The following is a 12,618-nucleotide window of genomic DNA, read 5'->3' on the forward strand; positions in this document are numbered from 1 at the left end:
GCCCATCTTCTGTTCCGGGGCAACCAGATCCTTGATCAACTCCCAGCCCGCATCTGGGAGTTCGTAGCGCCTTGCCATGTGAGCCTCCAGCCAATCATGGTGGCGATTCTACCTGCACCGACTTTTCGTACAGAACCTAGGTCTGGTCTGCAAGCAACCAGGCTCGCACGCTTACAAGCAGGCTACAGTTGAGCGACCAGATATCCCGAACCGGCTGAACCGCGAGTTCACTACCGAACGACCTAACCAGGTCTGGTGCGGCGACATCACCTACATCTGGGCGCAAGGTCGCTGGCATTACCTGGCGGCGGTGCTGGATCTGCATACAAGGCGAGTGATCGGCTGGGCACTTTCCGTCAAGCCGGATGCTGAGCTGGTCATCAAGGCGCTGGACATGGCCTACGAGCAACGAGGCAAACCGCAGCAGGTGCTGTTTCACTCCGATCAGGGTAGTCAGTACGCCAGCCGCCTGTTTCGGCAGCGGCTGTGGCGATATCGGATGGAGCAGAGTATGAGCCGTCGAGGTAACTGCTGGGACAACTCACCAATGGAGCGGTTGTTCCGCAGTTTGAAGTCGGAGTGGATTCCACCGACCGGTTACCTGACAGCTCAGGAGGCTCAGCGGGACATCAGTCATTACCTGATGCACCGCTACAACTGGATCAGGCCACACCAGTTCAACGATGGGCTACCGCCTGCGGTGGCCGAAGAAAAACTTAACCCACTGTCCGGGATGGGTTGACCACTACACCCCATCCCTTGCACTCAAGTAGGCGAGTCGCCACCTAGTCCAACTCGCGCGCAATTGACAATGCGATGCCATTTTCAGGGCATACAGCAAAAGAGCCGAAACGGAGCGGACTATGCTTTACCGGCCGGCTCGCCCGCAGTCCTCGCTCGGAGACCCTCCCCCATGCGTCGCCCCCACAGCCTGCGTAGCCGCATCGCCCTGTCCGTCGCCCTGCTGGTGTGTGCCCTGAGCTGGCTGCTCGGCACGCTGATCGGCCAGCGCTCGGGCGAGCGCATGGGCGAGGAATTCGGCCAGGGACTGGCAGAGCTGTCGTTCCAGATGGTCGACCGGCTGGACCGCGACATGGACAACCGCGCCCGCCTGCTGCAGGTCATCAGCGAGCTGAAGGCCCTGCGCCAGCCGGACGACATCCGCCAGGTCCGCGCCCTGCTGGACAGCCTGCAGCACGAGCTGCCGGACATCGCCTGGATCGGCTTCACCGACCCCGATGGCCTGGTCCTGGCCTCCAGCAACGGCGTGCTGGAAGGGGTGAACATCGCCCAGCGGCCGGTCTACCAGCGAGGCATCCAGGGCCGCTTCATCGGTGACGTGCACGAGGCCGTGCTGCTGGCCAGGCTGCTGCCCAACCCCACCGGGGAGGCGATGAAGTTCGTCGACATCGCCCTGCCGGTGAAGGGGCCGGACGGACGCACCGTTGGCGTGCTCGCCTCGCACCTGTCCTGGTCCTGGGCCGACGAGGTGCGCCGCGCGCTGATCGAGCCCATGCAGACGCACCGCCGGGTGGAGTTCTTCATCCTCAGCAGCGACAGCAGCGTGCTGCTGGGCCCGGCGAGCAGCATCGGCCAGAAGCTGGAGCTGCCGGCCCTGGCCAGCATCGACGCGCGCAAGAGCTTCTGGAGCGTGCAGCGCTGGCCGGACGGCCGCCGCTACCTCACCGGCTTCGCCCCCAGCCACGGCTACCGCGACTACCCCGGCCTCGGCTGGATCGTGGTCACCCGCCAGGCGGAAGAAGAAGCCTTCGCCCCCGCCCATGCCCTGCAGCGGGAGATCTACCTCTGGGGCGGCGCGCTGGCGATCTTCTTCGCCGTCCTCGGCTGGGCGCTGGCGGCCCGGGTGACGCGCCCGCTGCAGCACATCGCCGACGCAGCGGACCGCCTCAGCGCCGGTGAGATCGCCGTCATCCCCTCCGGCACCGGCACCCGGGAAATCCGCACGCTGAGCAAATCCATCGCCCACCTGGTGGAAAGCCTCACCCAGCAGCAGCTCACCCTCGGCCTGCTGGAGAACAAGGCCCATCACGACCCGCTTACCGGCCTGCCGAACCGCGCCGCGCTGGAGAAGCACCTGCCCCGGCTGCAGCAACGCTGCCACGTGGCCGGCGGCGCACTGGGGCTGCTCTACCTGGACCTGGATGGGTTCAAACCGATCAACGACACCCACGGCCACGCCGTCGGCGACCTGGTGCTGCGCGAGGCTGCCCAGCGGATGCGCGGCTGCCTGAGGGACGGGGACCTGGTGGCGCGCCTGGGCGGGGATGAGTTCCTGATGGTGCTGCAGCTGCAGCAGGACGACGGCCTGAGCCACATCAGCCGGGTCGCCCAGCGGGCGCTGCAGGTGCTGGGTGAGCCGATGCTACTGGAGGGACGCACCCTGGGCATCGGCTGCAGCATCGGCGGTGCCCTGTGGCCCCGGGACGGGGAAAGCCTGGAAGAGGTGATGGAACGCGCCGACCAGGCGCTCTACCGGGCCAAGCGGGAAGGCCGCAACCGGGCCTTCCTGCATGACGAAGACGAGGCGGTGCACATCGCCGCAGGCCCCGCCGTCAACTGACCTGGGCGTCCCGCACCTGGGCTTCCAGCTCCGCCTTGAGCCCCGGCTCCAGGCGCATCTGCCGCGCCAGCTCGTCCAGGTAGGCGCGCTCCATGAAGTGCTCCTCGTCCACCATCAGCACGCTGGCCAGGTACATCTCGGCCGCCATCTCCGGGGTGGTGGCCGCGCGGGCCACTTCGGACGGGTCCAGCGGCTTGTTCAGCTCCGTTTCCAGCCAGCCACGCAGGCTGGGGTCGTCGGTCAGGCGGGCCAGTTCGCTCTCGATCAGTTGGCGCTCGCGGGCATCCACATGGCCATCGGCCTTGGCCGCCGCCACCAGGGCCTTGAGGATGGCCTGGCTGTGCTGCTCGGCCTGGGGCGCCGGCAGGCGGTCGAGGGTGCGGGGCTCGCCCTGGGGCGCGGTGGGCTGGTTGGCCTGCCAGTTGCTATAGGCCTTGTAGGCCAGCACGCCAAGAGCGGCGAGCCCGCCGTAGGTCAGCGCCTTGCCACCGAGCTTGCGCGCGCTCTTGTTGCCCAGCAGCAGGCCCAGCGCGCCGGCAGCCAGGGCACCACCGCCCGCGCCACCGAGCAGGCTGCCGAGCTGGCCGCCGCCGATGCCGGACGGTTTGCCGCCGGCCTTCTTCTGCAGCAGGTCCTGGCCGGACTTGAGCAATTGATCGAGCAATCCACGGGTGTTCATGGGAGGCCTCCAAGGTCGCAATGGACGATGGGGCGCACTCTACCGCCAGTTCTCCGCGTGCCGCGCAGGCGGAGTGCTTCGAGATATTGCGTCCCGAAACCGCTATCACCGGTCCCGTGCCGCGTAGCCCTGCCGACGCCTACCGGCTAGGCTGTAGGCCGTTTCGTCAGGAGGCCGTCATGGAAGGGTTGTCGCTGGGCGGGTGGGGATGGGTGCTGCTGGCCGTGGGCCTGCACCTGGGTGTGCGGCTGTACATTCGCTACGGCCTGAAGGAAGACCGTAGCGAAGAGGACTGGCGCGCCTGAATCAGTTGGGCGAGGCGACCATCTGCTGGCGACGGGCCGCGTCCTTCTGCTGGCGATAGGCCTTGGCCGCCTCGGGGATCGGGCCGCCCTTGCCGGTCTCGACCCAGCGGCGCATGCGCGTGGCATCGGCGAAGTGGGTGTACTTGCCGAAGGCGTCCAGCAGCACCATGGCGACCCGCTGGTTGCCCATGCGGGTGCGCATCACCAGGCAGTGGCCGGCCTCGTCGGTGAAGCCGGTCTTGGTCAGCTCGATGTCCCAGTCGCTCTTGCGGGTCAGGTGGTTGGTATTGCTGAAGCCCAGGCTGTAGCGCGGCTTGACGAAGGTGATGGTCTTTTCCTTGGTGGTGCTCATCTGGCTCAGCAGCGGGTACTTGCGGCTTTCCAGCAGCAGCTGGACCAGGTCGCGGGCGGTGGAGACGTTGTTCAGCGACAGGCCGGTGGGCTCCACATAACGGGTGTGCTTCATGCCCAGGGCGCGGGCCTTGGCGTTCATCGCCGCGATGAAGGCGCCGTAGCCGCCCGGGTAGTGGTGGGCGAGGCTCGCCGCCGCGCGGTTCTCGGAAGACATCAGCGCCATCAGCAGCACGTCACGACGGCTCACCAGGCTGCCCACGCGCACCCGCGAGTAGACGCCCTTCATTTCCTTGGTCTGGCTGATGTCGACGCTGATGATCTCGTCCAGCGGCTGCTTGGCTTCGAGCACCACCAGGGCGGTCATCAGCTTGGTCACCGAGGCGATGGGCACCACCAGGTCGGGGTTGTTGGCGTAGATCAGCTTGCCGGTGGCGAGGTCCACCAGCATGGCGCTGCCGGAGGCGAGCTGCAGCTGGGCGGGGTCACGGACCGGGGTGGCCGCCTGGGCTTCGAGGGGGGCGGCGACGGCCAGGCTGGTGCAGAAGAACAGGGCCTTGAGCAGAGAGGTTCGGATTTTCACGGGAGGCTACCGGATGAAGAGTGGAATGAAGATCGCCTGTGCGAACTGGCGCACATTATAGATCCCCGAAGGCCAATTCCTTCAGTCACTTTCATCGCTTTCTGCAAGAAAACTCTCAGCTCGCAAACGCCCCCGTCAGCGCTGCTGGTACTGGTAACTCCCCTGCCCCGGCGTCCGCTCGATGATGACCCCGTTGGGGTACTCCGTGCTCTGGCGAATCCCGCCCTGCTGCTGGATCACCTGGCTGCCGCTCCCGGTGCTGTAGCGCGTGGTGCCCTGGGGCACGGGCTGCCCGCCGTAGACGTTGTAGCGCTCGCTGCGCTCGTAGGTGTCCACGCTGCCGCTGGCGCCGGGGCTGACGTAGGTCTTGGGGATGACGCGGATGGTCTGATGCCCGCTCGGCTCGGCGGCCAGCGCGGGAATCGCACCGCTCGCCACCAGGGCCAGCAGCGCACAACGGAAGAGCTTCATGGCCGTACCTCGCTTAGGAATGGCTGCCGATGATACGTCCGTTGGGCAACCGCTCCAGGGCTTGGGTTCGGAGCTGGGATGGGTTTCGGATCAGTGGTGGGGAATCGGGGGGTGGCTGGGGCGCTGTTGCTCATTAACGCGCTAGCCATGGCATCCGCCACAGCCGCCTACGAAGTCGCTGGACGATATTGGCAATGATCCTTGGTGCTGGCTCAGATAAAAACGAACAGCGTGGTTGTTGGGGACTGAACAGAGAGAACGACCTAAACGCCCTTGAGGCCCCCTCGCTTACGCGATGACATTGGTTCGTCTGCTCAGTTACTTTTTGCAGCCTCGGTTCTAGAACCTATCAAGGGGAAGAACTCAGAAATGCAGTCTGCAATCCTTGCAACACAGCTCTGATCACGCCCTTTAACGTCAATCCCAGGCAGCCAAGATGATCACTCGTATTCCCGCCCTTGAATTCATGCAGCGCTTGGTGGGGGCATACCAATCGCACGACGGTAAAGCATCACTGCAGGTTAGGCGCTTGGGTCATGGGCAAGTTATTGAGTTGCACATCGGAGACAAGCTGCAGCTTTCAGGGGTTGTAGGGGCTTCGGGCGAATCTGTTGAGCTGTATGCCCTATTGGGTCTTCCCAACGTAATACGTCTAGGCGGGCGCCTTCAGACTCCTACGGATATCTCATTCGAGGATCCGGAACTGCAATTAGGCCTGCAGCTTTCTCTATCTGGAGACACGCTCACACTGACGACCGCAAATGGAGGCTCAAAGAGCAGCAAGCATGTGCTTCAGCGCATTTAGGGGATGAAGGCTTACGGCTCGATTCAAACAGTCATCGGATGGGCCAAATGCATACACATTTTTCGCTTCACTCGATCCCCCTGGTTGCACTCATCCCCGGGGCTTGGGTTCGGATCAGTGGCAGTGAACGGCGAGTGGGCCGGAGCGCTACCACGTCGGTCAGTGCTTCAACTCCGGTCGCCGGTAGGCCATGCCCACCGAACGCGGCGCGGTCTGCACGAAGCCGAACTGCGCGTAGAGGTCCTGCGCCTGGCCATCGGCGATGAGGCTGACGTAGCCGCTCTCCGGCACATGGGTTTCGATGTACTTCAGGATCTCGCCCATGATGCGTTTGCCCAGCCCCTTGCCCTGGTGCGCCTTGAGCACGGCAATGTCGACGACCTGGAAAAAGCACCCGCCATCACCGATCACCCGCCCCATTCCCACGGGTTGCGACTGATAAAGAATCTGCACCGCGAAGAGCGTATTGGGCAGCCCGCGCACCGCTGCTTCATCGGTCTTGCCGCTGAGGCCGGAGCCCGTGCGCAGCGCCTGGTAGACCGGGACGGAAGGGGTTTCGAGCAGGCAGGAATAGTCAGTCAATGGAGTCACCGTGGTTGGGTGGGAAGGGGCAGAGGCGTGGGCTAGTAAGCCAGATATCCGCTGGGTATGGACAAAAGGGGCTTGTCGATGGGGAGGCAGTCCTTCTACTCAAGCAGGATCGCCAGTTCAACGAAACTCAGCCCTAACCTGCTGGACTGCTTGGGGGATGTGAATGGCAGGTCACCGCGTTTCCATGCAGAAACGCTGCCACAGCTCGGGTCGCATCCCCGCTGGGACCATCATCCAGCTAACACTTCCTGCGTGAACACTGCGCTTCGCGGCAAGATACCGCTCGCCACGACGTTCTCCAGGGTAGTCGCCGGATCGGCAACAAAAAACGTTAGTACCAGCCCCCGTTGAGCGCGAGTGCAGCAGACGTAAAGCAGTCGCAGCGTTCGGCTCCAAGTGTTTTCATCACCATCCACTGCTCGCGCACGATCTGCAGCACGGGCCTCAGCACTCGCGAAGACACGCTCGTAGTTGTACGTTCGGTAGTCGCTTTCTTCTTCGTCCATCACCACTATGACGCGTTCGAACTGCGCTCCCTTCACGCCGTGCTGCGTGGCATAGGGAGAGCCTTCTGATACATAGCGTTCATAGGGCAAAAGCTCTTGCGCAGAGCAGTTGAGGAACTTGGCCATTGCCGCGTCCGAGGATAATCCTTCAGCCGGAACTGCATCAGCAGCCTCGGACTCCTGAACGGCGTCAGCAACATCTCTGAAAAACCCAAGAACACGCGCATAGCGCTCATCGAATTCGAAAAGACCCGTGTCACAGAGATGGAGAGCTATGTCACCAATGGTGGTCCCTGCCTCATCCAGCATGGCCACAAGTCTCGATACAGCAGCATGCAGCTCTCGCAATACATCCACGGCACGTTGACCGGTCAGAGCCGCAGGCGCCAGGCGCGGGCTGAACTCCCGGAGCAGGTTCATCGCCGCGAACTCATTGCAGGCCTTCACAGCTGCAATGATCGGTAGCGCAAAACTTAGGAAGGGTCGAACGGGCCAGCCAGTGCCGTCCTGCATCCCCTGCTTCATGGCATCCGACGTCTTGTCGTTCAGCGCCGAGTAGATGCCGCCAAAGCCGAGCCGGTTTGCGGCCATTCGGTGCACGATGACAAGAATCTTGACTGCGATGTCTGGGGTTATCCAACCCTCGTCGTTGTTCATCGTCGAGCTCCACGCCCGGACTCTTGCCAAGGCCTCGGTTCGGTTCAGCGTGTTCGGCAAGACGAACATACGGGCCGACCCCTCCACAGGCTTGAGGTCCCCATCGACCCTCTCGTGTAGCCCGCGGACTTGCTCCATGCCGTCACCCTGTGCGCGCACGGCATTGGCGACGTCAAGGATTTGCTTGGCGCAGCGAAAGTTCTCCGGCTTCGTGATGGCCCGCCAATGCTCCTCAAGCTGGATCTCCCCTACGCCTCTCATAAAGATCGACTGCATCGGGTCGCCGAAAAAACCAAGGCAGAACTTGCCCCGCATCTGGGCTTCCACTTCCTTGAAAGACTTCACCACGCCCGGGAACGTGTCCTGACTCTCGTCGATAAACACGAACGGATAGCTCAGCGCCACGACCCTTCGAAACAACGGGCGGTTTTGTAGCAGGAAGTCGGCGAGCTGAAGGATGTCCTCGTGACCGAGTATGCCCTTGGCGTAGTCACTGCCGACGCCATAGTTGAAAGTCTTGACGCCGGCCACAGCCTCCAGGCTTCGGGCATAACGCTCTTGGTCGGCCTTGTTCCTGTCGCGCGTGGTCTGCCGGACACGCGAACTGTAATTCTTGAACTCTTCTTCAAGCTCGGAGATCCGCCTGCGGATGTCGTTCTGCAGCCAAATCTTGATGTCGACCTGAAACGTCTTGGCAATAGACCAGTAGAAGCTGTGGATGGTCGAGACATAAACCAGCGGGTCATCGTTGACGTCCGCCAGGATTTCATTGGCGGCAAGGTCGGTATACGTGATGCACGCGACCTTCTGCTTCCTCGCCCGCATGCTGGGGCCGTGCTCCGACATCACCCAGTCCAGCGCTTTGATGAGGGAGGTGGTCTTGCCGGAACCTGCACCAGCACGAACCACGAAGGGTTGCGGAGGCGTCGCGGCAATGCATGCGTGGATCTCGCGATCGGCGTCGGTATCTGGGCTATCAATTCGTCTGCTCATGCCGTCTGCCCCGGGGCAATGACAGCGACAACATCGGCTGCAGATGGCTCAATAGTCGCGACCTCGGTGGCGATGGCGTCGTCCGCCTCAAGCTCATGTGCCACTTTAGCTTCGAGCCAGGCCAAGCCCTCGGCGATGTACGCAGGAACCCTCCAGCTATTGAGCGGCCCGCTTGCGAGGACCTCCAGCGCAAAGCGAGTCTTGTCGAAGTTCTTGCCGATCACCCTCTCGTGCAACTTCTTAGCGAGTTCTTCAGGGCTGCTCGGTACGTGCTTGAGCTTGAGGCCGACCGCACGGTTAGCCTCAGCCTGGCACCAGTCCGCGTTCTCAAGACCAAAGGCCTCCTCAAGTGTGCGGCCGCAGAGCTGCGATGTCTTCGCACCCACCGTCACCGAAACCTTGGTCTGATAGGCCACCCGAACCTCAGCGTTTGAATCCTCAGCCAGCGACAGCGTCTTTTGCTCCGCCGTGACTTCCCAGAGCTCTTTAATCGACCGCTTCTTCGGGATCCAGCTGATGAGGGTTTGGTTGGACGTGACGGCACCTTCCACGTGTGCATGGCAGGTGCTGCCACGCTTCTTGGACTTTTTCTTGCCACCCGGTTCTGCCTCGTCGTCGTCCTCAAGCTCAAAGGGCTTCAGGTCGTCGTCCTCGTCATCTCCGTCAACGGCTCCCTCAGCGCCTGTGTCTTGTGCGGCGGCCTTCTCGGCGTCCGTCTTGACCTCCACGCTGTCCAAATCCGTGATGACCAGTGTTGTGAGCCCTATGAAGGCGATCAGCTCCTGAAACCGATGTGCGAACGCGCCACCGACTTCAAGGATGGTTAGGGCGGAAGAACGCAGACGCTTGGCCGCCAACTCGATCATTGCAGGAAGGAGCAGACGCTCGACGTTGCCTTCCACCAGTATCACCGCATCGGAAAAAAAGAGATCGCAGTGCGTCAGCTTCAAATACCGCTGCAGGAATTCGCGCGCTGGAGCGTCTGACGCGCCCGTTTTGAATAGCGACAGATTGCGCACGTCCGTGTGATGGCCCAACTGGTCGCTGACGCGGCGGAAGTACCGAATAGGCGAGAATCCGCGTTCATAGAGGATGTGCGGGGAATGCGTGGTGATGACGAGCTGCGTGTGGAAAAAAGTCGTGTGATCGTTAGCGTCCTCAAGGAGGCGCAAAACGTTCCTGATGAAGACCTGCTGAATCTGCGCGTGCAGGTGCGCCTCAGGCTCCTCAATGAAGACCAAATGAAGCGGAGCTCGCCTGTCCTCCTCGGCTTTCCACTGCTCGTGCAGGTCGAGTAGCTCAACCACCATGTAGACCAGGTTCTTGAAACCCAGGCCGTTGTAGCTGTCTGGCAGTTGGGCGGAAGCCACGCCCGGGATCACGTAGTGAACCTTGGCGTCTTGCCCCAGGACAGTGGTCGGATCCAAGGCCGCCCGAATCACAATCTCGGGATTGTTGACGCCCGGATAGCCAAGTTTGGCCAGGCGTTTGAGGGTGTCACTGAAGACTTCCTTCAGATGGAAGTTCAGCTCATTCTCCGAGGTATCGAGCGCCTTGAGAGCCGCATGGTCGTCGCCACGCTTCTCTAGGTTGCGGTGATAGAACCTGCTCAGGCGCCGAGACAAGCTCTCGGCACGATCAGAGCTGCCTGCATCCGGGTCATCGAGGTGCCGCTGCGCGCGCAGGAAATCGACCCTCACCAGCGACTTGAGAATGGCCGCACCGCCCGGCTCTTTGCCTAGGGGTAGCGGCTCGTAGCCAGTCTCCTTTGCCTGATAGCCGACAAAAGCCCGCTCATCGAGCACGTAGTAGCGGAAGGTGTATTCCTTGCTGAGCTCCTTAGCGAGGTACTTCGTCAGGCTTTCCGGCCAAGGCTTGTACTCGCCGGAATCGGCCACGACCGCAGCCGCGTCTTCCGCGCCCGCCTCCACGGCTTGCTCCGAGGCGGCCTTGCGCTTGGCCGCAAGCGCAACAGCTGCGTTGTTGGCCTTCTCATGTAGTTCACGGAACTTCCAGACGAGCTCGTGGGCATCCCGAGGCTCGAACGCCACCCGGATCCCGACGCACTTGCCGTCCCACTCAGTGCTCGGCAGCAGCGACATCGCAGTGGCAAGGTCGTCTTCACCGACGCGGAACCAGAGATCCAAGAGGATGGACGGTAACCTTTTGGGCGCATCCTCATCGCCAGGAGGAGTTTTGCCGACCGCGTCGATCTCAGCCCACAGCGCCGCACTGAAGTCAAAGAGCTCGAACTTCTTCACTTCGCCGCGGAGCATTGAGTACAGGCCTTGGACAGCGGACGTCTTCCCGCTGTTGTTGGCGCCGACAAAGATAGAAATTTCTTCATCGAGCTCGATGACAACATCGCGCAGCCGGCGGTAGTTCTGCAGCCGATATGCCTGTAACTTCATGAGCACCTCTTCCTAAGTGTTGCCGGGGCAGTTTGGTACTGAGCACGCCGGCCAGCAGCTTTCCTTTTAGCGCTCGCGCTTTTTCCCACTTGCTGAATCTAACAGCCCCAATGTGCGGATGCCGAGATGAGACTTATATAGCGCACGCCATACTGACTCACCACGCTAAACATCCAGGCAGCACATCAACGCAAAAATACGACGAACCTACCTATACATGCATCAGAGGGCTGGGTAATTGGAGCACCAAGCGGTGCGTACTGAAAGAGCCTGAAGAGTCGTCAATGGCGTCAACGATTGGGCCGTGGAAGCCATATGTGATCTGCGTCGATATGCGTGCAACCATCAGTTTGAGGCAATTTCTCCGCACCGCGCCTCAGCCAACTCCTCCGCGATATAAGCAACGTATGTAGAGGAACACCCCCGGAATTGTCCCCACTTTCGTAAGTGCTTTTGGCCGTTTCCTGCCAGTCACAAGCAGCAGACTCATTAGTTAGCGCTAATTGCCCGCCCGCCTCACGATTCCTCAGGCAAACCACTGCCACACCCTTGCCCTCAAAGTCCCTCCTCCCTATCCTCCCCGAGCCGCGGTAAATCCCGTGGCCGGGTTTGACAGCCCGATGACAAGGCGCGGTGCGCCACACGGTGCATGCGAAAAACGGCGAATGTTTTTTGCAGGCACGAGCACGCATGCAGTTTTCAACTGCACAGCTTCATGGCGGATCGCGCGGGGAGACCCTCGTGGTCTGCCGGTCTCTTGTCCCGGTCTGTCAACCCCGCGCGATTCGCCACCCTTCGAATGACAGCGAGGGATGGCGAAGTGGTCCATCGACAAGGAACCCATGCCATGAACAAGGCTTTCACCCCCTTCGTTTTCTATCACCACCACCAACGCCTGCGCACGGTGATGGTCGACAACCAGCCCTGGTTCGTCGCCCATGATTTCGCGCAGTTGATCGGCCTGGCCGATGCCGTGCCCCTGCTCCCAGCCCTGGAGCCTCATGAGCAGCAAACGCTCTGCCTGGGTTACAGCGATGACTTCCACGAAGAAGTGGTAGTGATCAGCGATATAGGCGCCTACCGGGCGCTGTTCCAGTTCGGCCAGCCGAAGCACGGCGAGGTGGGCCGCTGGCTGAACGAGGTACTGGTGCCGACGCTGCATGACCATCACCGCGCGCCGGATGCGGCGCCCTGCCGTGAGGTGTTGAACTACGGCGGGCGTCGGCTGGGGGTGGTGCGCTGGCAAGGGGAGCTGTGGGTGGCCTGGCGGGATTTGCCGTCCTTCATGGCTGGCGAGCCGGAGGTGACGGCGTGACCGGTACTCCGGCTGCCGGTCGCTGACCTGGGCTTGGCCCCTTTCGGTGTCGGGAGGGGCCTTTTTTGGGGCAACGGGGTTGCCCTTGGGCGATTGAAATCGCCCCTACAGGTGTATGCCGGGTGGGGCGTGCGGGGGGCTTTCGCGAATGAATTCGTTCCCACGGGGTGCTAGCGGTCAGGCGTAGGGGGGATGGCGCTCTTTCCATCCACCAATGGCGTTTGCCGTGGCCCCGCACCTACGCCCCTCTCGGTGTCAGGAAGGGCCTTTGGGGCAACTGCGTTGCCCTTGGGCGATTGAAATCGCCCCTACAGGTGTATGCCGGGTGGGGTGTGCGAGGGGGCTTTCGCGAGTGAATTCGCGCCCACGG

The 12,618-nt window shown here is 62.2% G+C and carries 10 protein-coding genes and 1 pseudogene; 5 read left to right on the plus strand and 6 right to left on the minus strand.

Features of this window, described 5'->3' with window-relative positions; translation table 11 throughout:
• Positions 1 to 133: 133 nt before the first annotated feature.
• Positions 134 to 742 (plus strand): annotated as a pseudogene (locus RTK35_RS25915) (IS3 family transposase); the annotation flags it as partial.
• Between the two features lie 171 nt (positions 743 to 913).
• Positions 914 to 2,581, plus strand: a complete 1,668-nt coding sequence (locus RTK35_RS25920; RefSeq protein ID WP_316909332.1) for a diguanylate cyclase domain-containing protein — start codon at positions 914 to 916, stop codon at positions 2,579 to 2,581.
• Here RTK35_RS25920 and RTK35_RS25925 read toward each other — a convergent pair.
• Positions 2,574 to 3,260 carry a tellurite resistance TerB family protein gene (locus tag RTK35_RS25925; protein ID WP_044413129.1) on the minus strand — a complete coding sequence of 229 codons (687 nt, stop codon included), beginning with the start codon at positions 3,258 to 3,260 and terminating at the stop codon, positions 2,574 to 2,576. The two genes, RTK35_RS25920 and RTK35_RS25925, sit on opposite strands and share 8 nt — an antisense overlap.
• 179 nt (positions 3,261 to 3,439) lie before the next feature.
• Between RTK35_RS25925 and RTK35_RS25930 the strand changes: the two genes are divergently transcribed.
• Positions 3,440 to 3,565, plus strand: coding sequence for a hypothetical protein (locus RTK35_RS25930; RefSeq protein WP_256548389.1), 126 nt, complete (start codon positions 3,440 to 3,442; stop codon positions 3,563 to 3,565).
• Between the two features lies 1 nt (position 3,566).
• Here the strand turns inward: RTK35_RS25930 and pbpG are convergent, their stop codons facing one another.
• Together pbpG and RTK35_RS25940 are read right to left on the minus strand one after the other, a co-directional pair.
• A complete protein-coding gene (pbpG, locus tag RTK35_RS25935; RefSeq protein ID WP_316909333.1) occupies positions 3,567 to 4,499 on the minus strand; it encodes a D-alanyl-D-alanine endopeptidase in 933 nt (310 codons plus the stop codon).
• Between the two features lie 135 nt (positions 4,500 to 4,634).
• Complete coding sequence (locus RTK35_RS25940) at positions 4,635 to 4,970, minus strand: hypothetical protein (RefSeq protein ID WP_316909334.1); 336 nt, start codon at positions 4,968 to 4,970, stop codon at positions 4,635 to 4,637.
• 436 nt (positions 4,971 to 5,406) lie between these two features.
• Here RTK35_RS25940 and RTK35_RS25945 point away from each other — a divergent pair, with 436 nt between their 5' ends.
• Positions 5,407 to 5,775, plus strand: coding sequence for a hypothetical protein (locus RTK35_RS25945; protein WP_316909335.1), 369 nt, complete (start codon positions 5,407 to 5,409; stop codon positions 5,773 to 5,775).
• Positions 5,776 to 5,934: 159 nt separating this feature from the next.
• On the opposite strand, the gene RTK35_RS25950 is transcribed toward RTK35_RS25945, so the two are convergent.
• The 3 genes from RTK35_RS25950 to RTK35_RS25960 form a co-directional block, all read right to left on the minus strand.
• A complete protein-coding gene (locus RTK35_RS25950; RefSeq protein WP_316909336.1) occupies positions 5,935 to 6,357 on the minus strand; it encodes a GNAT family N-acetyltransferase in 423 nt (140 codons plus the stop codon).
• Between the two features lie 239 nt (positions 6,358 to 6,596).
• Entirely contained in the window at positions 6,597 to 8,522 is a 1,926-nt protein-coding gene (locus RTK35_RS25955; protein ID WP_208275824.1) for a UvrD-helicase domain-containing protein, read from the minus strand.
• Positions 8,519 to 10,933, minus strand: coding sequence for an ATP-dependent endonuclease (locus tag RTK35_RS25960; RefSeq protein ID WP_316909337.1), 2,415 nt, complete (start codon positions 10,931 to 10,933; stop codon positions 8,519 to 8,521). Before RTK35_RS25960 ends, RTK35_RS25955 begins: the two co-directional genes overlap by 4 nt.
• An 847-nt stretch (positions 10,934 to 11,780) precedes the next feature.
• On the opposite strand from RTK35_RS25960, the gene RTK35_RS25965 reads away from it, so the two are divergent.
• Positions 11,781 to 12,248: a Bro-N domain-containing protein gene (locus tag RTK35_RS25965; RefSeq protein ID WP_316909338.1), complete on the plus strand. Its 468-nt coding sequence runs from the start codon at positions 11,781 to 11,783 to the stop codon at positions 12,246 to 12,248.
• The last annotated feature ends 370 nt before the right edge of the window (positions 12,249 to 12,618 follow it).

It is taken from the genome of Pseudomonas sp. zfem003 (assembly GCF_032621675.1).
Lineage (GTDB): Bacteria > Pseudomonadota > Gammaproteobacteria > Pseudomonadales > Pseudomonadaceae > Metapseudomonas > Metapseudomonas otitidis.